20 protein-coding genes and 1 tRNA gene are annotated in these 20,246 nt (G+C 62.5%); 9 read left to right on the top strand and 12 right to left on the bottom strand.

The window, feature by feature from the left end:
- Positions 1 to 56: 56 nt before the first annotated feature.
- Complete coding sequence (gene lipB / locus J5J10_RS07105; protein ID WP_211929366.1) at positions 57 to 800, bottom strand: lipoyl(octanoyl) transferase LipB; 744 nt, start codon at positions 798 to 800, stop codon at positions 57 to 59.
- A gap of 181 nt (positions 801 to 981) precedes the next feature.
- Here lipB and J5J10_RS07110 point away from each other — a divergent pair.
- Positions 982 to 1,066 (top strand) — tRNA-Leu (locus J5J10_RS07110).
- 57 nt (positions 1,067 to 1,123) lie between these two features.
- On the opposite strand, the gene J5J10_RS07115 is transcribed toward J5J10_RS07110, so the two are convergent.
- Both J5J10_RS07115 and J5J10_RS07120 read right to left on the bottom strand, forming a co-directional pair.
- Positions 1,124 to 1,621: a BON domain-containing protein gene (locus tag J5J10_RS07115; protein WP_208551117.1), complete on the bottom strand. Its 498-nt coding sequence runs from the start codon at positions 1,619 to 1,621 to the stop codon at positions 1,124 to 1,126.
- Between the two features lie 62 nt (positions 1,622 to 1,683).
- The gene (locus J5J10_RS07120; protein ID WP_211929367.1) at positions 1,684 to 2,187 is read right to left on the bottom strand and encodes a peptide deformylase; all 504 of its coding nucleotides are present in this window, start codon (positions 2,185 to 2,187) and stop codon (positions 1,684 to 1,686) included.
- Between the two features lie 247 nt (positions 2,188 to 2,434).
- Between J5J10_RS07120 and mgtE the strand changes: the two genes are divergently transcribed.
- Together mgtE and J5J10_RS07130 are read left to right on the top strand one after the other, a co-directional pair.
- On the top strand, positions 2,435 to 3,853 hold the full coding sequence (gene mgtE, locus J5J10_RS07125; protein ID WP_211929368.1) for a magnesium transporter: 1,419 nt from the start codon (positions 2,435 to 2,437) through the stop codon (positions 3,851 to 3,853).
- A 65-nt stretch (positions 3,854 to 3,918) separates the two neighbouring features.
- Complete coding sequence (locus J5J10_RS07130) at positions 3,919 to 4,305, top strand: MerR family DNA-binding transcriptional regulator (protein WP_208551094.1); 387 nt, start codon at positions 3,919 to 3,921, stop codon at positions 4,303 to 4,305.
- A gap of 31 nt (positions 4,306 to 4,336) precedes the next feature.
- Here J5J10_RS07130 and J5J10_RS07135 read toward each other — a convergent pair whose 3' ends face one another.
- The 3 genes from J5J10_RS07135 to J5J10_RS07145 are packed head-to-tail and all read right to left on the bottom strand — an operon-like array spanning position 4,337 to position 6,551.
- Positions 4,337 to 4,804 carry an isoprenylcysteine carboxylmethyltransferase family protein gene (locus tag J5J10_RS07135; RefSeq protein ID WP_211929369.1) on the bottom strand — a complete coding sequence of 156 codons (468 nt, stop codon included), beginning with the start codon at positions 4,802 to 4,804 and terminating at the stop codon, positions 4,337 to 4,339.
- A 12-nt stretch (positions 4,805 to 4,816) separates the two neighbouring features.
- Positions 4,817 to 5,782 (bottom strand): DUF1624 domain-containing protein, encoded by a 966-nt coding sequence (locus tag J5J10_RS07140; protein ID WP_349252045.1) that lies wholly within the window; start codon positions 5,780 to 5,782, stop codon positions 4,817 to 4,819.
- Between the two features lie 55 nt (positions 5,783 to 5,837).
- Entirely contained in the window at positions 5,838 to 6,551 is a 714-nt protein-coding gene (locus tag J5J10_RS07145; RefSeq protein WP_208551084.1) for a DUF599 family protein, read from the bottom strand.
- 584 nt (positions 6,552 to 7,135) lie between these two features.
- On the opposite strand from J5J10_RS07145, the gene J5J10_RS07150 reads away from it, so the two are divergent.
- From J5J10_RS07150 to J5J10_RS07170, 5 genes are all read left to right on the top strand, one after another.
- Positions 7,136 to 8,536 (top strand): L-serine ammonia-lyase, encoded by a 1,401-nt coding sequence (locus J5J10_RS07150; RefSeq protein WP_211929371.1) that lies wholly within the window; start codon positions 7,136 to 7,138, stop codon positions 8,534 to 8,536.
- Between the two features lie 72 nt (positions 8,537 to 8,608).
- Positions 8,609 to 9,046: a DUF1489 family protein gene (locus tag J5J10_RS07155; RefSeq protein ID WP_208551069.1), complete on the top strand. Its 438-nt coding sequence runs from the start codon at positions 8,609 to 8,611 to the stop codon at positions 9,044 to 9,046.
- Positions 9,047 to 9,148: 102 nt separating this feature from the next.
- Positions 9,149 to 10,078: an ATP-grasp fold amidoligase family protein gene (locus tag J5J10_RS07160; protein ID WP_349252046.1), complete on the top strand. Its 930-nt coding sequence runs from the start codon at positions 9,149 to 9,151 to the stop codon at positions 10,076 to 10,078.
- A 39-nt stretch (positions 10,079 to 10,117) separates the two neighbouring features.
- The gene (locus J5J10_RS07165) at positions 10,118 to 10,828 is read left to right on the top strand and encodes a phosphoribosyltransferase (RefSeq protein WP_211929372.1); all 711 of its coding nucleotides are present in this window, start codon (positions 10,118 to 10,120) and stop codon (positions 10,826 to 10,828) included.
- Between the two features lie 74 nt (positions 10,829 to 10,902).
- Positions 10,903 to 11,748: a DUF2182 domain-containing protein gene (locus J5J10_RS07170; protein WP_211929373.1), complete on the top strand. Its 846-nt coding sequence runs from the start codon at positions 10,903 to 10,905 to the stop codon at positions 11,746 to 11,748.
- 45 nt (positions 11,749 to 11,793) lie between these two features.
- Here J5J10_RS07170 and J5J10_RS07175 read toward each other — a convergent pair whose 3' ends face one another.
- The 6 genes from J5J10_RS07175 to J5J10_RS07200 all read right to left on the bottom strand — a co-directional run bounded on the left by J5J10_RS07175 (position 11,794) and on the right by J5J10_RS07200 (position 18,959).
- Entirely contained in the window at positions 11,794 to 12,597 is an 804-nt protein-coding gene (locus tag J5J10_RS07175; RefSeq protein ID WP_208551057.1) for an ABC transporter permease, read from the bottom strand.
- A gap of 13 nt (positions 12,598 to 12,610) precedes the next feature.
- A complete protein-coding gene (locus tag J5J10_RS07180) occupies positions 12,611 to 13,546 on the bottom strand; it encodes an ABC transporter permease (protein ID WP_211929374.1) in 936 nt (311 codons plus the stop codon).
- Positions 13,547 to 13,576: 30 nt separating this feature from the next.
- On the bottom strand, positions 13,577 to 14,698 hold the full coding sequence (locus tag J5J10_RS07185; protein WP_211929375.1) for an ABC transporter ATP-binding protein: 1,122 nt from the start codon (positions 14,696 to 14,698) through the stop codon (positions 13,577 to 13,579).
- Positions 14,699 to 14,769: 71 nt separating this feature from the next.
- The gene (locus J5J10_RS07190) at positions 14,770 to 15,948 is read right to left on the bottom strand and encodes a PotD/PotF family extracellular solute-binding protein (protein WP_211929376.1); all 1,179 of its coding nucleotides are present in this window, start codon (positions 15,946 to 15,948) and stop codon (positions 14,770 to 14,772) included.
- Positions 15,949 to 16,032: 84 nt separating this feature from the next.
- Positions 16,033 to 18,018, bottom strand: a complete 1,986-nt coding sequence (locus J5J10_RS07195) for a primary-amine oxidase (protein ID WP_211929377.1) — start codon at positions 18,016 to 18,018, stop codon at positions 16,033 to 16,035.
- A 245-nt stretch (positions 18,019 to 18,263) separates the two neighbouring features.
- Complete coding sequence (locus J5J10_RS07200; RefSeq protein WP_211929378.1) at positions 18,264 to 18,959, bottom strand: LuxR C-terminal-related transcriptional regulator; 696 nt, start codon at positions 18,957 to 18,959, stop codon at positions 18,264 to 18,266.
- Positions 18,960 to 19,195: 236 nt separating this feature from the next.
- On the opposite strand from J5J10_RS07200, the gene dusA reads away from it, so the two are divergent.
- On the top strand, positions 19,196 to 20,227 hold the full coding sequence (gene dusA / locus J5J10_RS07205) for a tRNA dihydrouridine(20/20a) synthase DusA (protein WP_282960003.1): 1,032 nt from the start codon (positions 19,196 to 19,198) through the stop codon (positions 20,225 to 20,227).
- The last annotated feature ends 19 nt before the right edge of the window (positions 20,228 to 20,246 follow it).

The raw sequence follows: 20,246 nt of genomic DNA on the forward strand, positions 1-20,246 counted from the left end.
TAAGCTTTCTGATGTCGACCAAACTCGCTGCGGCAGGTATCTCGATCAGGTCGTTGTTAGTCTTCGCCCCGGTTTGCGATTTTGCGCGTCTCGTTCGCGGTCGCGCCAAATACCTCTTCGAACGCCTCGCGTAGTCTGATGTCGACATCGGCCATCATCACAGGCAGGCCGAGATCGACGAGGCTCGTCACGCCGTAGCGGCTGATGCCGCAGGGCACAATGCCGCCGAAATGCGAAAGGTCCGGGTCGACGTTGAGCGACAGGCCGTGAAAGCTGACCCAGCGGCGCAGCCGGATGCCGAGGGCGGCGATCTTGTCTTCGGTCACCGCACCGTCCGGCAGCAGCGGCTTGTCCGGCCGGCGCACCCAGACGCCGACGCGGTCCTCGCGGCGCTCGCCTTTCACGTTCATGGCATCAAGCGTGCGGATGATCACTTCTTCCAGGGCCGCCACGTAGGCCCGGACGTCCTGCCGGCGCCGTTTCAGGTCGAGCATCACATAGGCGACCCGCTGGCCCGGGCCGTGATAGGTGTATTCACCGCCACGCCCGGTGGCGTGAACGGGAAACCGATCCGGATCGATCAGGTCCTTGGCGTCGGCGCTGGTGCCGGCGGTGTAGAGCGGCGGATGTTCGAGAAGCCAGACGAGTTCGTCCGCAGTGCCGTCGGCAATTGCCGCCACCTCGGCCTCCATCGTAGAGATGGCGGTCTCATAGGGGACGAGGCCATCGGAGATTCTCCAGCGCACGGGCGCAGAGCTGATGGTCGGGTGCATTTCAACGGAAAGATCGGTACGGAGCATGGGGCCACCTCGGCCCCTAATTGGCAGCGACGGCGGACAATATCAAGGGCCGGAATCCCGCGATGCAAGGGCTTTGGAGGGTCGTTCCCGGAATTCATCAAAAATCTGTCATGGTGGCCTTGTGCGGGGGAAATCGTTTTGCTACATGCTGCCCCGCCGGCGCAAGTCGGCCTACCACGATGCGGTCGTGGCGGAATTGGTAGACGCGCAGCGTTGAGGTCGCTGTGGGGCAACCCGTGGAAGTTCGAGTCTTCTCGACCGCACCAAAAACCCGGCTTCGGCCGGGTTTTTTGTTGTCTGGACGGCAGCTCGGGCGCGTCTGATCATTCGTCCGCGTCGGCTGGAATGTGCGTGTCGACGCCGAGCGTGGTTACCTGGTTGCGCAGTTCGGCCACGCCCGGAACGGCGAGCACGGCAAGCTCCAGCATGCGCCGTTCTTCGGCAGTGTCCACAGCACCCGTCAGCGTTACCGTATGCCCGTCGGCGTGAACATCGATGGCGTCAGGGTCGATGCCGTCGATCATCTCGATTGCCGAGGTGACGTCCGCCTCCAGCTGGTCGCTGTCTTCGCGGTGATCTGTTTCGGGCAGGACGGGATCTTTCGGCTTGTGCTCGAGACCTGTTTCGTCGGCGCGGCTGATCCGGTAACCCTCGTTGCGCTGGCGATCGAAATTGGCGCCGGCGCCACCATAGGCGACATTGTCGACAGGGCGCGCGGCCGCACCCGGCTCGTCGGCATAGGGCCAGCCGTCATCGACATCTCGTTCGGCATAATCGCGGTAGTCTTCCTCGCGGGACAGGGGCTTCTTTTCGTCGGCCATCGGTGTGCTCCTTGGGTTGGTGCCAAGGAAACGTCACAGAGGCGTCTTGGTTCAGTCGCCGGTCATGCCTTTCGGCCGGGACGCGACTTTTCCCATTTCCTGACCAGCCGGTCGCGCTTCAGCCGCGACAGGCGCTGAAGCCAGAAAATGCCGTCGAGCTGGTCGATCTCGTGCTGCATGCAGATCGCCGGGAAGCCCTCCATGTCGATTTCATGGGAGGCGCCCGACAGATCCGCGTATCTCAACCGGATCGCCGCTGGCCGCTCCAGGGTTTCGATGGCGCCGGGCATCGAGACGCTGCCTTCCCCGTGCTCCATAGTATGAGCGGATGCGCTCAGTATCTCCGGATTGGCGAAGTCGCGACGGCCACCAAGCTGCGGCAGGTCGAGCACGACCAGGCGCAGGTCCACGCCCACATGCGCTGCAGTGATGCCGACGCCGGGCGCTGCCTTTATCGTCTCGTACAGGTCGTCCGCCAAAGCCTTCAGGTCCGGTCCGAAATCGGTGATCGGCCGGCAGGTGACGGCGAGCCTAGGATCGGGATAGACGACGATGTCTCGGCGCATGCAGGGCCTCCGGTGTGGCAAAATCTCGCCGCCTTCGGATAAACCTGCCGGGGCCTTCGTGCAATGCGCCAGGGCGGTGGCTCCGGGTCTGGACGCGTCGGCGCGAATGCGTTAGCAGAGGGGCGGACATCCGGCTTGGGCGGCGCTGCTGCGCGTGCTGCAAGAGTTTGGTCCATCAGCATAATTTGAGCTCCGGCCGTGCTCGTCGCGGACCGGATAAACCGGCACAAGAGCGAGAGGCGGAGCGATGAGCGAAACCGACGAAGACGCCCTCAACCGCCCGGCGCCGGATGATCAGCACGACGATATCTACGACGAGGAAGGCTACGTCCGTCACGACTTCCTGACGCTGGTCGGCGCGGCGATCGCCGACCGCGACGTGCTGTTCCTGCGCCAGCATGTGGCGCGGCTGCACGAATCCGAACTCGGTGATTTGATCGAGGCGATCCAGCCGGACCAGCGTCTCGAGCTGGTCAAGCTGCTCGGCGACGACTTCGACCTGACGGCGCTCACCGAAGTCGACGAAGCGATCCGCATGCAGATCGTCGACCAGATGCCGAACGCGCAGATCGCGGCGGCGATCGGCGACCTCGATTCGGACGACGCCGTCTACATTCTGGAAGACCTTGACGACGAGGACCGCGAGGAGATCCTCGCTCAGCTGCCGTTTACCGAGCGTGTTCGCCTCAGGCGTTCGCTCGATTATCCGGAAAGCTCGGCCGGCCGCCGCATGCAGACCGAATTCGTCGCGGTGCCGCCGTTCTGGACGGTCGGCCAGACGATCGACTACATGCGCGACGAGGAGGAACTGCCGGAGAGCTTCACGCAGATCTTCGTTATCGATCCCACCTTCAAGCTGCTCGGCGCCGTCGACCTCGACCGTATCCTGCGCACCAAGCGTCAGGTGAAGGTCGAGACGATCATGCGCGAGACCAATCACCCGATCCCGGCCGAGATGGACCAAGAAGAGGCGGCCCAGCTCTTCGAACAGTACGACCTTCTCTCGGCCGCCGTCGTCGACGAGAACGAGCGCCTCGTCGGCGTGCTCACCATCGATGACGTCGTCGACGTGATCCAGGAAGAGGCCGAGGAAGACCTGCTGCGCCTCGGCGGCGTCGGCGACGAAGAGCTCTCCGACAGCGTCCGGGAAACGTCGCGGTCGCGTGTTCCGTGGCTTGCGGTCAACCTCGTCACGGCATTTCTCGCCGCCTCGGTCATCTCGCTGTTCGAGGCGACCATCGAGGAGATCGTGGCGCTCGCGGTGCTGATGCCGATCGTCGCCGGCATGGGCGGCAATGCCGGCTCGCAGACGATGACTGTGACCGTGCGGGCGCTCGCGACCCGCAATCTCGACATCCACAATGCCTGGCGCGTCGTCCGACGAGAGGCGGGGGTGGGGCTGTTGAATGGCATGGTGTTCGGCATCCTGATCGGCATCGTCGCCGCTCTGTGGTTTCAGGACCCGAACATCGGCGGCATTATCGCGACGGCCATGCTGATCAACATGATGGCGGCCGCCATAGCGGGAATCCTGATCCCGTTGCTGCTCGACAGGATCGGTGCTGACCCTGCGGTCGCCTCGGCGGTGTTCGTCACCACCGTCACCGACATCACCGGCTTCTTCTCGTTCCTCGGACTTGCGGCGTGGTGGTTCAATATCCGGTGAGGCAGGCAAATTGACTTTTACGTAAGAGTTAATAGAATGGTCGTGCACTTTGAATCGGAACGACCTTGAAAAAACATTATAGCATCACGGAGCTGACGCGGGAATTCGGCGTTTCCACCCGCACGTTGCGCTTCTACGAAGACGAGGGATTGATCCATCCCGAACGTCGCGGTCGCACGCGGCTCTACCGCGCGGCCGACCGCAGGCTGATCATGGAAATCCTGCGCGGTCGCCGCATTGGATTCACCATCGCGGAGATTCGCGAAATCATCCAGATGTACAAGGAGCCGCCGGGCGAGGTCGGCCAGCTCAAGCTGATGATGAAGCGCATCGACGAGAAGCGCGAGGAATTGCGCCAGAAGCGCAAGGATATCGAGGAAACCATCGCCGAGCTCGATGTCGCCGAGGAATCCTGCCTCACACGTCTGGTCGAGATCGGCGTCGGCACCTGACGCGATCAAGCGCTGGGAGGCGCACCGTTTCTCAGATCCAGCGTCGCGTCTGACGGCAATACGATTCGTATTCGATTCCGAAGCGGGCGAGCAGGTGCATTTCCTCGCGCCTTACCACCACAATATCGGTGACGAGAGCCGCTGCGATTGCCGCGACGACAAACCAGGGATTGCCGAGGATAAGGCCAATCCCCACCGTGCTCAGCGTATAGCCGACATAGATCGGGTTGCGGGTGATACGATATGGCCCGGTGGTGATCAGGTGCGAGGCCGCCTTGTGCGGCATCACCGTCGTCTTGGCGGTGACGAGAGTCTTCAGCGCCCAGAGATCGAGAAGCATCCCTGCCATCAAGACAAGTCCGCCGACCAGAATGAGCACCGACCGGCCGGGTAGCGGCAGGCGGACGAGGTGACCGAGGGCGAAGGCGGCGACGATCGCCACGGCGTAGAGAAACGGGGGCCAAGGAAAACGCACTGGCTTCAAACGATAGGCATTCATGATGCTGTTCCGTTATTGGCTTGCGGCTGTGCATTCACTCGCCATGCGCGAGATTCGCTCATCTTCGTTCACGGAGATTGCGCCGGACTGGAGTTGCTCGAACAGGTCTTCCTGGTTCAGCCGGTCCAGAGTGCAGGCGCAGAAGCGCACGCACATGCCGGCGTCACCCTGCTGGGCGGTGCAGTTGACTTCGCAGCTGCGAAGATAGGACACGGCGGGATCGGGGGCAGCCGGTGGCGCGATCTGTGCGATAATCCAGACCAGTGCGATGAGTACCGGCTGGTGCACCAGGTAGAAGGCCAGGCTGTGGCGCCCGGCAAAGCCGAGGAGGCGCGGCCCGGATGGCATGTCCGCGAGTCGCGAGAGCCAGCCTGAGGACAGCAGCAGCCGTCCCGCCGCTATTCCCGCGAGCACCAGACCGAACCAGGGGAAGAGTGGCACGTAGTCGTTGGAGCGCGGCGGCGTTTCGGACAATCCGACCCACAACAATGCCGGATGATCGAACACCGCCGACCGCCAGATCTGGGGCAGGGCGATCACCGCCACGGCGAGAGCGAGCGTCGCCAGCGGCTGCCACCTGACGAAGACAAGACCGAGCACGCTTGCGACGGCGATCGAATGCAGGATGCCGAAGAAGATGAAGGCGTCGGGCGTGCCGATATAGGTGGCGATGCTGATGGCGGCGGCGGCGACGACCACCATGGCGAGACGCTTGCCGAAGCCCTTCCAGCGGATCTGTGGGAAATGCGCGAGAACGAGGCTCAGGCCGACGAGAAAGAGGAAGCTGCCGGCAATCGAGCGTGCGTAGTATTTCAGGAGGCCGTGGGTTGTCGTTCCGGGGTCGAGATAGCCGAAGAATTCCAGGTCCCAGCTGATATGATAGGTCGCCATGGCGACGAGCGCCACACCGCGCAGCGTGTCGATGATCTCGATCCGGCGCGGCGCCGGGGCTTTCGTGGCAGGGGTATCGCTGTTCACGGGCTGTCCTCTCCGGCCTCTGATGGGTCGCCGACTCGGGCCGGACGGCCGCGTTTCAGACCCGGAATTCGTCCTTTTCATGACGCACTTCGGCCAGCACCGCCTGCCTCGCCTCGGAGAAGAACTGGCGCCGGATGAGGACGAGGAAGATGAACGAGGTCATGAGTATGAAGACATAGGGACCCGCAAACCAGCCGAGATAACCGATCGACAGGAATATCGCGCGTAGCCCGGCATTGAAATTGCCGGCGGCGAGCACATTCATGCGGATCACCCGTTCTGCTGCCTCGCGTGCGGCCAGCGGATAGCGTTTCGCCTCGTCCTGCATCGGCAGGCTGCCGAACAGTATGGTGCAGTAGTTGAACAACCGGTAGGACCAGCCGAACTTGAAGAAGGAATAGCCGAAGATGGCAGTGAGGCCACAGACCTTGAGCTCGAAGGCCGAGCGTCCACCGGCGGCGACATAGGGCAGGTCGCGGAACACCGCGTCCGCCTGCTCGGCTGCGCCCAGAAGCGCAAAGCAGCCGCCGATGGCGAAGATGGACGTCGAGGCGAAGAAAGCTGTGCCGTTCTGCAGCCCGGCGAGAATCTGCGTGTCGATCATCTTCAGGTCGCGCTTCAGGGAATTTTCGATCCACTGGCGCCGCCGTTCGCTCATCGCCTGCGTCAGGCTGGTTCGCGAAACGATTCGCGCGCCCCCGGTCACCCAGGCGAATACGATCCAGCTGACGATGAAGAAGGCGAGGGCCACGAGATCGGCGATCGGCATGCGGAGGTCCCTTGTTGAAAGGCGTCGTCGGTCACCTGTTGTAGGCGTTTGCCATTTCCACAGGCAAGGCCTTAACGCGACCGCAATCTCTACGCCAAAATTGGGGCGGTGTGCCAAAAGCGCACAAATGTGACAGTTTGATTAAGTGGCTGAATTTTAATCCGTTCGTGCGTCTTGTGCATGACTGCCATGTCGTGGTCGCCTTGGTTTAGCCTTTTTTGGAGGTTGCGGAGGTTGACGGATTTTAATAATAAGGGCGCCGGAAACGCGGTCGGGGGACAGCGTTCCGCATTTGGCGGACCAATTCGGAGTTATCATGGAAAACAGCATCCAGAAGTCTTGCTGGGCCATCACGTTTCGCGCGCTGATCGGCTTCACAAGTGTCCTGGCTATTGTCTACCTGTTCGGACGCGTCTGAGACGTTCGACAACTCGAAATCTTGACGGCGTGGCCTTCACGGGCCGCGCCGTTCCTGTATTGTCCGTGCTCTTCCGTGTCGCTCGAATGAAAGGCGATGTCGGTTCGCCGCCGGGTTCGGCTCCCGCGCTGATTTAGCCTTGGTCAAAAGCGGCAAGGGGAAAAGCATGTTTCTTTCGGTGTTTGACGTGTTCAAGATCGGGGTCGGTCCGTCCAGTTCCCACACGATGGGGCCGATGACCGCCGCCAACCGCTTCCTGGATCTCATTGCCTCCGATGACTGGCCACGTCCGGCCGGAGCCCATGTCGTGGCGCTGAAGGCCAGCCTGCACGGCTCGCTCGCCTATACCGGAATCGGGCATGGGACCGGCAATGCGGTCATCATCGGGCTCACAGGCGAGGCGCCTGACAAGGTCGATCCCGATCGCATGGAAGCCATTGTCGCGGAGGTCGAACGGACGGGGCAGGTGACGCCGCCCGGCCATCCCTCGTACCGTTTTCTGCCGAAGGACGACCTCGTCTATGACAAGAAGACGCCGCTTTCCGGCCATGCCAACGGCATGCGGCTCTCGGCCTTCGACCGGGACGGCCGGCTGCTCCTGACCCAGATCTACTATTCGATCGGTGGCGGCTTCGTCGTCACCGACACCGAGCTTCTCGCCATGCAGAAGCAGAAGAAGGCGGCAACGTCCCAGAAGGTGCCTTATCCTTTCGCGTCGGCGAAACAGATGCTGGCGATGGCGGCAAGTTCCGGGCTGACGATCGCCCAGATGAAGCGGGCCAACGAAGAGGCGGTGATGTCGCGCGAGGAGCTCGATGCCGGCCTCGACCGGATCTGGGACGCGATGGCGAGTTGCATCGATCGCGGTCTTCGACAGGAGGGTCAGCTGCCTGGTGGTCTCAAGGTGCGGCGGCGCGCCAAGTCGATCCACGACAAGCTGCAGGAGGAGTGGCGCTCCAATCGGTTGAACCCGGTGCTTGCCAACGATTGGCTCTCCGTCTACGCCATGGCGGTCAACGAGGAAAACGCGGCCGGCGGTCGTGTCGTGACCTCGCCGACCAATGGCGCGGCCGGCGTCGTTCCGGCGACCATCCGCTATTACCTGCACTTCCATCCTGATGCCGATCAGGAAGGCATCCGCGATTACCTGCTGACAGCGGCGGCCGTCGGCGGCATCATCAAGCACAATGCGTCCATTTCCGGCGCCGAGGTCGGCTGTCAGGGCGAGGTCGGTTCGGCCTCGGCGATGGCGGCCGCAGGTCTTGCCGCCGTCATGGGTGGTTCGCCGGAGCAGATCGAGAACGCCGCCGAGATTGCGCTCGAACACCATCTCGGCATGACATGCGATCCGGTCGCGGGCCTCGTCCAGGTACCCTGCATCGAACGCAACGCGCTCGGCGCCGTCAAGGCCGTCACCGCCGCCTCGCTAGCGCTCAAGGGCGACGGCACGCATTTCGTTCCGCTGGACGCGGCGATCGAAACCATGCGCCAGACCGGCAACGACATGAACGAGAAGTACAAGGAAACCTCGCTCGGCGGGCTTGCTGTGAACGTGGTGGAGTGTTGAAGCTGTTGAGCACACTCCGTCTGCGTCAGCGTTGCCCTTGACCGCTGGCCAGGACCGGTTATCTCGGTAGTCATGACCTTGCATCTCCTCAAACTCTGCGTCGGAGCCGATTCGATTGATGACCTGCGCGACTGGGTCTCTGAGCGCTGCCTGGTGGCTGTCGCGGCGGGGCTTGAGCCGCATTCCTCGCATGTCACCCGCATGGTCCCGAAGCGCATCGCGGAACTGCTCGACGGTGGTTCGCTCTACTGGATCATCAAGGGCCAGCTCTCGGCCAGGCAGAAACTTCTCGACATCAAGACGTTCACCGGTGGCGACGGAATCACGCGCTGCGAACTCATCCTCGGTCCAGAGGTCATCGAAGTCGCGCCGGCGCCGCGCCGTCCGTTCCAGGGCTGGCGCTATCTTGAGGCCGATGCCGCGCCCCGCGACCTTGCCGCCTCAGGTGCCAATATCGAGGACATGCCCGACGACCTGAAGCGGGAACTGGCCGAGCTCGGACTGCTGTAGGGGGCGCTGAACCTCCGAAATCCGGTAGTGTCGCGTTTACGCAAATTTCGGTTTCCTCGCTTATGAGTTGCCTTTCAACGACACGACGGAGGGGGAAGCGGCGTGGCGATCGCCCGGAAAGAAAAATTCAAGCTCGAGGAAATCCATACGAAGGGTCTTGGCAATCTCTTTCGGCGGATTGCCTGGCGTCTGATCGCCCCGCTCCCAGATCCGCTTTACGTCCGGCTGCAATATCGTCTTATCAGAGGCGCCTGGCCGAACCTCTCGAACCCGGTCATGTTCGGCGAGAAGGTGCAGGCCCGCAAGCTATGGGACCGCAATCCTCTTTATGCCACGCTGGTGGACAAGAATGCCGTCAAGGCGTGGATCGCCGAGCGGGTGGGAGCCGAGCACGTGCTGCCGGTCTACTGGGCCGGCAGGGACCTGCAGAGCGTCGACTGGAGCACCATTCCGCTGCCGGTCGTCGTCAAGCCGAACCACGCCAGCGGTCTCGGGCGCTTCATCTACACGGCCGAGGATGTCGCGGAGCTTCTGGCCGACGACCCTTCGGCCGAATGGCTGGCGGTCAATCACTACAGGTACAATCGCGAATGGGCCTACAGCCAGGTCGAGCCCAAGATGATGATCGAGCAGATGCTCGTCGTCGACGGCGGCATCCCCGCCGACTTCCGCGCCTTCGTCTTCGACGGCAAGATCTCGCATTTCATGGTCGACATCCGCCACGGCGAGACGGCAACATCCTGTGCCTATGGGCCGGACTGGACCAAGCTGCCGTTCTACGACCCCGAATATTTCCCGCATCACAAGGGTGAGGTGCCGCGTCCGAAGCAGTTCGAAGCGATGTGCCGGATCGCCTCTACGCTCGGCCGCGAGCTCGACTTCGCCCGTATCGATTTCTTCGTCTCCGACGACAGCGTCCACGTGGGCGAAATCACGCTCTACCCCGGCGGCGGCTACGAGGGTTTCGAACCGAAGGAATGGGAGCGGATCATCGGCGAACGCTGGACGCAGCGGCTCTATAACGGGCGATGATCATCCCGCTGCGGTCCGGAGAAATTCAAGGATAGTGGCATGCTGCCCCATGATTTCTGGCAGGACATCCTGCCGCCGAAGAGTTTTGATCCGGCGGGCGGGCATGCGGCCTTCTATCCGGCGACATTTGCCGACGGACGTCAGATCTGCCTGCCGATCCGTCCGCTCTCAGACGGGCGACATGCGCTCGCCTCGCTGATCGTCAATCAAGCCAGTTTCGCGGTGGTCGACGCCCTGGCCGAGGATCTTGCCGGGCGGCTGTCCCTGTTGCGCCCCGATATCGTGGTGGGCCTGCCTACGCTGGGGCTGACGCTCGCCTCCGCCGTGGCGGAAAAGCTTGGCCATCGCCGCTACGTGCCGCTCGGCACCTCGCGCAAGTTCTGGTATTCCGATGCCTTGTCGGTGCCACTGTCGTCCATTACCACGCCGGACCAGCAGAAGCGCCTCTACGTCGATCCGCGCATGCTGCCGCTGTTGAAGAACTGCCGCGTTGCTGTTGTCGACGACGTGATTTCCAGCGGAGCGTCGATCCGCGCGGCACTCTCGCTTCTTGAGGCCTGCGGCGTCGAGCCGGTGGTGGTCGGCGCAGCGATGCTGCAATCCGATCGCTGGCACAAGGCCCTGGGCGAGGAGGGGCCGCACTGGCCGGAACGAGTGCGCGGCAGCCTTGAGACGCCTCTGCTCGCCAGGGGCGAGAACGGCTTGTGGTACGGGCCGGCTGGCGCTTCGGGCTCTCCACCAAACGGTTGATTGCACAGCGACTTCCTCGTGCGCAGACTTTAATCCCATATCAAGTTGGGTCTGCCTTCAGAGGAGCGACCGGTATGCCTTCACAGCGGCTTTCGCTCTCAACAGGGTTTCCGCCTGTCGTACGACCGCCATACGTGCTGGCTGCAGGCCTTGTCGCCCTCGGCTGGCTGGCAATCCTCGATATGCTCGATACCGCCATCTTTTCCTCCGAAGCCGGGTCGCTCGGCCCGGGCATGGCGGTCGTCAGCGGCGTCCTCCTGAAGGTGAAGGGTATTCCCCTTGAGCTCTGGCAGTCACTTTGCGTCACGGATGTAGAACCTGATTTCTCTTGGGCCAGTTGGAGCCAATTCGGCGCCATGGGGGCAATCATGACGCTCGCCATGATGCTGCCGTGCGCGTCACCTGCCTGGCGGATGCTCCGCACCGGAGGGGTCGCCTCCGCCGCTTTCGGCTTCCTCGGCGGCTACGGTTTTATCTGGATCCTGTTTTCACTGGTGCTCGCGACGGTCGACATGAGCTTGCATCTTCACGTCGGTCCGCACCTCGTCTCGACGGCAGGTTTGACGGGCGTTCTGGCTGCAGCCGCTGTCATTGGCGCCGGCGTTTTTCAATGGACAGGGTTCAAGCACGGCGCGCGGCTCCAGATCGCGACGTGTAACCTCCCTGACATTCACGGCGATGCCCGCCTTACCTCCTCATTCCCCGCAGGCATTCGCTATGCGGGCTATTGCGTAAGGTCCAACGGGCTGCTGATGATGTGCATGGTCTTCCTTGGCATGATGAACATCGTCGCCATGGCGCTGCTCCTCCTCGCCATGGCGCTCGAGAAGAGCGCGACGAAAACCCACGTCTCCCACGGCATCGGTATCGCCCTCGTTCTCGCCGGATCGCTGTGGATGTATGGCGCGGTGGCGAATTGAAAAAATAGCGGCCCGAAAGCCGATCATCCGCAATTCTCCCTGCGCTTAGCCTCTGACCTGGCGGCGCTTCATCAGGGCCGAGATCTGGTATCCGAGCGCCATCACCACGGCGGCGGCGAGGATGGTGAGCGTACCGACCGCCGGGACCTGGGGCGTGTATCCGGATTGCAGCTTGGCGCTGACCCATTCGGGAATGGTCGAATCGGCACCTGATGAGAGCATCGATAGCGGAAAATTCGCCCAGGACAGCAGGAAGGCGAAGGTGAAGCCTGAAAAAATGCCCGGAGCCAGCAAAGGCAGGGTGATTTCGCGCATCACCTGCCAGCGGCTCGCTCCCAGATCATAGGCGGCCTCCTCGACCGCCGGATCGAAGGAATAGACCTGGATGGCGATCACCAGCGTGGCGATCGGCGCGATCCAGACCAGATGGGCAAAGACGGTCGCCTGCCAGGAGGGCGTGATGCCGAGCGCGGTGAACCACAGCAGCAGGGCAAGGCCCAGTACGGCCTGCGGAAAGAGGATGGGCAGGAGGATGATCTTCTGGAACAGGCGCCGACCTTTCCAGTCGTAGCGGGCAAAGGCGAGCGCGCCGAAGAAGGCCAGGACGGTCGAGAGGCAGGCGACCGCCACGGCGATGACCGTCGAGGTCCAGAAGAAATCGCGGATCGACAGGGACTCGAATACCTCAAGGTACCATTTGTCCGAATATTTCGGCACGGGGAAGCTGAAGTATTTCGAGCGCGAGAACGAGGCGAGCGCCATGGTGATCATCGGCAGGTACATGAAGACGATGAGGGCGGCCATGGCACCGCCGTAGGCGATCTTGGCGCTGCGGCTGAAATCGTTCATGGGCTCTTTCCTCTCATCTCTTGCGGCCGAAGATGGCGTCGAGATCGACGCGCTTGAACATGGCCAGCGCGAGCGATCCGGCCAGCACGATCATTAGCATCGACAGGGCCGACCCTTTCGGCCAGTTCTGCGCGAAGGTGAATTCCTTCTGGATGTCCTGGGCAATCATTACGACGGCCGTGCCGCCGAGTACCTTGGCTTCGGTGATCGCACCGGCGGCCAGGATGAAGGTGATCAGCGCGCCGATCATGATTCCGGGCATGGCGAGCGGTATGTCGACTTCCTTCATCACCTGCCAGCGGCTGGCCCCGAGATCGAAGGCCGCTTCGCGCATCTGGGCCGGGACCATCGAGACGCCGAGGATCATCGGGAACAGCATCATCGGCAGGTTGATATAGACGAGGCCGAACAGCGTGGCGCTGAAGGTGTAAAGCATGGAATCGACGGGGATGCCGAAGTAGGTCTGCAGGGTGCCGGAGACCACGCCGCCCTTGACCAGGAACAGCATCCAGCCCATCAGCCGCAGATTGTCGGCGACGAAAAGGGGCGCGGCCAGGAGCAGGGCCAGAATGCCGGCCGAGCGATCAAACACGCGCACCATGGCAATGGCGAGCGGATAGCAGACCACCAGGAGAATCGCGACGGTCGATGCCGCCAGCTGCACGGACGCCAGAAAAGACAGGTAGTAGCTGTCGGCGAAGATCGCGCGGAAATTTTCCAGCGTCGGCATCTGCAGCACGGAGAAGGTCTGCGGCGGCATGAAGGCGAAGACCAGGACCAGGGTGAGGGGACCGAGAAAGCCCACCAGCAAGAGAAGACCGACCGGCAATGCCGCGAGGAAGCCGGGGTTCAGCACGCCCCGCGCGAGCCGCATCTGAAAGGGCTCGGTACGGGATATCCGGCGCGGCGGGGCCGCGGTGTGGCTGAGCGTTTCGCTTGCATCCGTCATACGCGACATTCTCCCTCAGTGCTGCTGATATCAGTTGGCAAACCGCGCGGTCGGGAAGATCGTCGAATCCCTGGCGTCCCAGCCGATGGTGACACGACCGTCGGTGGTGCCTGCCAGTTGCTGTTCGCGCAGTTTCTCGACCAGGAAGACCTGCGCATCGCCAACGCGCACCTGATATTGCACCCGCGAACCCAGCAGATATTCGTTGTAGACCACGCCTTCGAGCGTGTTGGTCGCCGGGGGGACGGGTCCGTCCAGAAAGCGGATGTCCTCGGGCCGGATGACCAGCGCGCCGCCGGAAAAGGCGTCGGCCACCGGCGGGGCCAGATAGCTCGCGCCGGTCGTCTGGTCGATCACCGTACCATCAGGGCCGGGGCCGACCTCGAGAACATTGACCTCACCCATGAACTCCGAGACGAAGCGGCTCGAGGGATTGCCGTAGATTTCATTGGGCGTGCCGATCTGCACGAAGCGGCCCTTGTTCATCACGCCGATGCGGTCCGACATCACCATGGCTTCCTCGAGCGAGTGGGTGATGTAGACGAACGTCTTTCCCGTCTCGCGGTGAATGTCCTTCAGTTCCTTTTCGAGGATCTTGCGCAGCTTGTAATCGAGCGCCGACAGCGGTTCATCAAAGAACAGGATTTCGGGATCGAAGGCGAGTGCCCGGGCTAGCGCAACGCGCTGGCGCTCGCCGCCGGAGCATTGCAGCACGCCCTTGCCGTAATAGCTGTCCGGCAAGCGAAGCTGCGCCATCAGCTCCAGCGCCTGCTCCTTGCGACGTGCTGCCGGCACGCCGCGGATCTTCAAGGGGAATTCGATGTTCTGGCCGACGGTGCGATGGGGAAAGAGCGCCAGCGACTGGAAGACCATGCAGGTCGGGCGCTTGTTGGCCGGCACGTCGTTGATGCGGTCGCCGCGCAGCAGGATGTCGCCATTGGTCGGCTTGTCCATGCCGACCAGCATGCGCACCATGGTGGTCTTGCCGCTGCCGGACGGGCCGACGATGGTGAAGAACTCGCCCTCCCTGATGTCGAGGCTGATGCGGTCAACGGCGGGGAATTCGCCGAAGAACTTGTCGACCGCGCGTAGCTGGAGAATGGGCACGGGCGCTGCTGATGCGATATCGGTGTTGGCAGTGGTTACTGTCATCGTGCGGTCCCATCGGTCTGTTGGCAGGATCAGAGCGTTGGGAGGACGGGAGCGCCGACCTCCCGTCCTTGTCAGGCCTTCTCGCGCACGGCGGCCTGGAATATCTCGTGCAGCTTGGCGTAGCTCGGGATGATGTCGAAGTCGGCGCACTTCGCCATGTCGGCCGCCAGCGTGTCGTACTGGAAGGCGTCGAGTTCTTCTGAGTTAAACAGCGCCATAACCTTGGGGTCGCCCATCTGGCCGACCGGATTGTAGGTGCCCTCGGCAAAGGAGACGTTCTTGGCGGTTTCGGGTCGGAAGCAGTATTCGATGAAGTCCTCGGCGCGCGGCGAGAGCTGCGGGTTGTTGACCAGCGAGGTCAGTTCCATCCAGCAGACGCCAGCCTTGCCACCCATTTCCTCCGGTCCCTTGTTCGGCACGACGCAACGCAGGTTGGGGTTGCCGTCATAGCGGGCGGCCGAGACGGAATAGACGCTGCCGGGGAAGGAGCCTTCGATCGAGCCGTTGATCATGCCAAGCGCAATGGCGTTCATATCGTCGGACAGGAAAGCGGCATTGTTGATCAGCTTGCGCATCACCACTTCGTATTTGGCGATTTCGTCGTCGGTCATTTCGCGGAACGGGCTGAAACCGGCGGCGATCACCACATGCATGATGACCCAGTCGTCATACATCAGCACGGCATATTTGCCCTTGTAGTCATCCGACAGCATCAGGTCATACCCTTCATCGGCGAGGGTCTCCGCTGACACCTTGTCGGTGTTGATCAGCATGCCGGAGGGGCCGTAGCGCTGGATCATGCCGAGCAGGGCATTGCCGTCGTCCGACATGGCCCAGTGATAGGGCCACTTGAACTCGGGGATCATCATCTCCCACAAGGGCTCGAACTTCGCCTTGTCCAGCGGCTTGATCAGGTTTTCGGGATAGAGCTGCCGACGGCCCCAGGCGTTGTTGAGATTGATGACGTCCCAGACCTTGGTGTCGCCGGCGCGCAGTTGGTTGACGGCTTCCGGGTCGGAGATCAGCCCCTGCGCCTTGACGTTGCAGTTGAATTCCTTGCGGAACGGGTCGAGCACCTTGTCGGAATTGTAGCCCTCCCAGCAATAGATGTTCATTTCGTTTTCGCGGGCCGCCCAGGCGCCGCGCGGCATCATGGAGGCGGCGGCGATGCCCGCCGAAATCGAGACAGTGTCGCGCAGAAAGGCGCGCCGGGACTGGCTGAAGGATTGCAAGAGGTTTCGACGCTTCATGGATAGGACCCTCTGGTTCGTTATCGACAATCATTGCGATCTGGCATTGGGGCGATACAGGCGGTGGCGTGATCCGCCACGTACTCAGCTGTGGCAGCAGGCAGCACCTTGCGTATTGGACTTGCTGGCCTTGTTGGTTTCCGGCGGCAGGTTGATCAGGGGATTGCCGTTGAAGAAGCCGACCGGCATGAGCTTGAAACCGCAGAGCACACAGGGCTGCACCGGATGGTCCTCGACGCGGGGGATGTGGTGCAGGCCGAAGGAATGCCAGACGACGATATCGGTGTTGTCGACGGACCGGTCCTTGGCCGTCCAGGCGGGCAGGCCGTCATTGCCGCTCGAATGGTTCATGTACTCGCCGGCCGGGAAGCGTTCCTCGGGATCGTAGGGTGTGACCCAGAGATGATTGTAGATGAAGCCGCCGCGTTTGCCGGACGGGCCGTCCGGATGTGTGTAGGGCTGGATGGCCGAGGGGGTTTCCAGCTTGTAGGCGGTGGGCTTGCCGACCCAGTTCTTGACGTTGGGATTGGTGATTTTCCAGTAGCGCGACTTTTCGAAGTCGACCCGGCGCTGCGCTTTCAGCTCGCTGGTGAGCGGCGTCTGCTCGACATAGAAGGCATTGCCCATCGGATTGTCGGGGCCGATCGGCGGGGCCACGGTGTCGCATTCGACGACGGTGTTGTCGGGGCCGTCGACCTCCATGTCGAGGCGCATGCAGAAGACGTGCTGGTGGATGTGACCGACGACGCCGGGGGCGACTTCCGTGCCGTATTTCTGTTCGGTGCCGGGAATGCAGGCAGCGGTGTTGATGACGCCGGTCGCCTTCATCTCGAATTCGATCGTGCCGTCCTGGAAGAGATACCAGTAGCAGCAGTATTCGTAATTGCCGACCGTGGTGATCGAGGAGATGACCAGGCGGCGCAGGCGGCGGGTTTCGGTGCGTTCCGAGCGGAAGTCGAAGTGCTTCCAGGCGAGGCCGGCATCCTCCTCGTGGATGCAAATGGCGCTCGGGATCAGGCGCGGATTGCCCATCATGTCGGGCAGGACGACGTCCATGTAGTGGATGTGGCCAAGGCAGTCGCAGCCGAGTGCCAGCGAATTGACCAGCTTGCCGAAGCCGTATTCGCCGCTGTCGAACACGTTCTTGCGGTAGTGCACGCCGTCGGGATTGCCGTAGGGCACAACCATTTCGGCCATCGACACACGATAGAGGATCGGCCGGCGCTGGCCGTCGACGGTGTAGCCGACCTGCTGCAGAACGAGACCCTCGCGGCCGTTGAAGCTGATGCGCACATCCCAGTTGTCCCAGGTGAGCTTGTTGCCCTCGATGGTGAAGCTCGGGCCTTCGCTCTGGACGACGTCCAGCGGCTTCAGCGGCTTGCGGAAATCGGTGAGCAGCTCGGCATCGTAATTGATCGGGGTGTCCGGGACCGGGACGAAGGTGCCGGAGGCAGCCGAATGGTCGTCGACGCGCAGCACTTCCAGCTTGTCGACATCGACCACGACATTCAGTCCCTCGACCGGGTGGGCGTAGTAATTGTCGAGATCGGACATGCGCAGCCAGACGAAGGTATGCGCCAGCCGCTTGTTTTCCTCGCCGGGTACGGAGAAGTTGCCGGCCGACCAGGGATCGACGCAGACATAGGCCATGTTGTCGATGCCGCGGCGGCGGATGGCCTCCTGGAAGCGCGGATCGGCCTTAGCCACATCCTCGATCATCATGAACTCTTCGGGCGAGATCATCGGCCGGGCATCGGGCAGGAAATCGACCTTGATCACGGTGCCTGTGTCCAGATCCAGCCGGCCGCGCCAGACACCGGTGCCGCCGCGCTTGTGCACGTTGAAGCGGGCCTTGCGCTCGATCGGCATGCCCGGAACGAAGGCGCGGACGACGTCCTTGGCCGGTTCCAGCAGTTCGATCGTCTCGAACAGGAGCGCCGGACCGAAATCGAAATGGGCGCGCAGGATCGACGCGGCCTTGATCAGCTCGTCCGCCGTCAGCGGATCGAGCGGATGCGCGAAGGTGGGCGAGGCTTTCTGGGATAGGGAAACTGTCGGTCTCTCGTTCACGGACGATCCTCCATTTCAAGGTGTTTACCGCCGACGGTCGCAGGGGTCTCAACTGCGTTTCGTCAACTCTTGGAGGTCAATATTTGTGCATGCCTAAATCTTGTCCATCCACCGAACGGTTGACAGATGTCAAAGAAAGCGCGGTTTTTCGCAGTCGCGGCAAAGCGTTGCGGCCGCCTGCGGTTGAGCAGCCGATTGCGACCGCCGCCGGAGGCGGACTTTACGTGTCGGGGTCGTTGGAAATGTCAGCCGAACTGCATCATCCGCGACACCAGCGCCGCGCGATTGTCGACGCCGGCCTTGTCGAAGATGTGGATGAGATGGGTCTTCACCGTTGCCAGCCCGATCCCCAGACATTGGGCGATGTCGGCATTGGTCCGCCCGCAGCACAGAAGTCTCGCCACTTCGGCCTCGCGCTGGGTGAGGTGCAGGAGGGCATTGGCCTTCTGCGTCACCACGGCTTTCGGTGTCGGAAGCACTTCCTTGAGATTGAAGGCGATGTAGGGGTGGAGCGTATCGGCCAGATGGAACTGATCGTCGGTCGGCATGCTGTCGTCGGCCGTCCACATCACGCTGATCCCCGCGTAGATCTGGCGGTCGCGCTGGAAGATCAGTTCGATCGTGTTGCTGACCTTGAACACGTCCAGGAATTGCCGATAGAGGGCCACCTCGCTTTCGGGGGCATAGCGGCGCGCGTCGGTCATTTTGACCACCGGGTTCTGCTCGTGCTCGATCTGGCGGACATGCAGCGGGTCATGGGCGTGCATTTCGCGGATGTAGATTTTCAGAAACTCGGAGGGGACGCGCGAACAAACGAAGTTGTGCAGGTTGTTGTTGTCGTCGACGGAGTAGAAGACCAGCCTGCTAGCCCCCAAAGTCCCGGACAGCAGCCGAAATGTCTCGTCGATGAATTCCCGCTTGCGAACTTCCGAGAAAGCCATGGCTATGCTCCACAGTGCGCTGAAAAGCCGCACGGCAATTATTGGTGCGGTGCAACAAATGTGTCAAGCGGCCTTCCGATTTGAAAAAGGCGGCGCCCTTCGGTAACAAGGGCGGCAATTGGCGGGATGCGGTCATCCCGTGGGACGAACCGGCTGGGGCGGTCGTCCCTTCGCAGATCGACCGGGATCGACGATTATGGGCCGAAACGCGCGTGAAGAAGACGGAGATCACATCCTTGCAGGCGCATGACAAAGCAGAAAAGCGCACTCATCTCCGGACACCCGTCTTTGCCGTCGCGCCGATGATCGACTGGACGGATCGGCATTGCCGGTTCTTTCACCGGCAGATGACGAAGAAGGCAGTGCTGTTTACCGAGATGGTGGTGGCGGACGCGGTGATCCACGGGCATCGCGAGCGGCTGCTCGGGTTTTCGGCGGAAGAGAATCCGGTCACGCTGCAGCTTGGCGGTTCCGATCCGGGCAAGCTTGCGGAGGCGGTGAGCATCGCTTCGGATTTCGGCTATGACGAGATCAACCTCAATGTTGGCTGTCCGTCGGACCGGGTGCAATCGGGAACCTTCGGTGCCTGCCTGATGAAGACGCCTGACGTCGTGGAGGCCTGCGTCGTCGCGATGAAGAAGGTTGCGACCGTGCCTGTGACGGTGAAGTGCCGGATCGGGGTGGACGAGCAGGAGCCTTCAGACGTGCTTCCGGATTTCCTGAGGCGCATGGTGGGCGCCGGGGCGGATGCGGTCTGGATCCATGCGCGCAAGGCCTGGCTGCAGGGATTGTCGCCGAAGGAGAACCGGGAAATCCCGCCGCTCGAATACGATCTCGTTCATGCGATGCAGCGGGAGAACCCTGATGTCTTCCTCGGCATCAATGGCGGGATCACGACGATCGGGGAGGCTGTAAGGCATCTGGAGGTCATGGACGGGGTAATGCTCGGCCGGGCGGCCTATCACAATGCCGGACTGCTGACGGAGGTGGACGCGGCGATCTACGGCGAGGCGGCGGACGCGGTCGACTGGCTGAAGGTGCGCGACACGATGGCCGCTTATGCGGAGCGCTGGGTGGCGGGCGGCGGGCGGCTCAATCACGTGACGCGGCACATGGTCGGGCTGTTCCAGGGATTTGCGGGCGCCCGGCGGTATCGGCAGATCCTGTCGACCGAGGCGACCAAGGCGGGCGCGGGACCGCAGGTGATCCTCGACGCCTTCGCGGCGGTGGATATCGCCGGCGGGCCGAAGCTGCAGGCGGCGGAGTAAGGTGGCCGACTCGCTTTCA

It is taken from the genome of Ciceribacter sp. L1K23, from assembly GCF_018122705.1.
Classification (GTDB): Bacteria; Pseudomonadota; Alphaproteobacteria; order Rhizobiales; family Rhizobiaceae; genus Allorhizobium.

Excerpts from the sequence above, each read along its gene's own strand:
- lipB (WP_211929366.1), bottom strand. The coding sequence starts at position 800 with ATGCTCCGTACCGATCTTTCCGTTGAAATGCACCCGACCATCAGCTCT.
- J5J10_RS07115 (WP_208551117.1), bottom strand. The coding sequence starts at position 1,621 with ATGGCCGACGAAAAGAAGCCCCTGTCCCGCGAGGAAGACTACCGCGAT.
- J5J10_RS07120 (WP_211929367.1), bottom strand. The coding sequence starts at position 2,187 with ATGCGCCGAGACATCGTCGTCTATCCCGATCCTAGGCTCGCCGTCACC.
- mgtE (WP_211929368.1), top strand. The coding sequence starts at position 2,435 with ATGAGCGAAACCGACGAAGACGCCCTCAACCGCCCGGCGCCGGATGAT.
- J5J10_RS07135 (WP_211929369.1), bottom strand. The coding sequence starts at position 4,804 with ATGAATGCCTATCGTTTGAAGCCAGTGCGTTTTCCTTGGCCCCCGTTT.
- J5J10_RS07145 (WP_208551084.1), bottom strand. The coding sequence starts at position 6,551 with ATGCCGATCGCCGATCTCGTGGCCCTCGCCTTCTTCATCGTCAGCTGG.
- J5J10_RS07150 (WP_211929371.1), top strand. The coding sequence starts at position 7,136 with ATGTTTCTTTCGGTGTTTGACGTGTTCAAGATCGGGGTCGGTCCGTCC.
- J5J10_RS07155 (WP_208551069.1), top strand. The coding sequence starts at position 8,609 with ATGACCTTGCATCTCCTCAAACTCTGCGTCGGAGCCGATTCGATTGAT.
- J5J10_RS07165 (WP_211929372.1), top strand. The coding sequence starts at position 10,118 with ATGCTGCCCCATGATTTCTGGCAGGACATCCTGCCGCCGAAGAGTTTT.
- J5J10_RS07170 (WP_211929373.1), top strand. The coding sequence starts at position 10,903 with ATGCCTTCACAGCGGCTTTCGCTCTCAACAGGGTTTCCGCCTGTCGTA.
- J5J10_RS07175 (WP_208551057.1), bottom strand. The coding sequence starts at position 12,597 with ATGAACGATTTCAGCCGCAGCGCCAAGATCGCCTACGGCGGTGCCATG.
- J5J10_RS07180 (WP_211929374.1), bottom strand. The coding sequence starts at position 13,546 with ATGACGGATGCAAGCGAAACGCTCAGCCACACCGCGGCCCCGCCGCGC.
- J5J10_RS07185 (WP_211929375.1), bottom strand. The coding sequence starts at position 14,698 with ATGACAGTAACCACTGCCAACACCGATATCGCATCAGCAGCGCCCGTG.
- J5J10_RS07190 (WP_211929376.1), bottom strand. The coding sequence starts at position 15,948 with ATGAAGCGTCGAAACCTCTTGCAATCCTTCAGCCAGTCCCGGCGCGCC.
- J5J10_RS07200 (WP_211929378.1), bottom strand. The coding sequence starts at position 18,959 with ATGGCTTTCTCGGAAGTTCGCAAGCGGGAATTCATCGACGAGACATTT.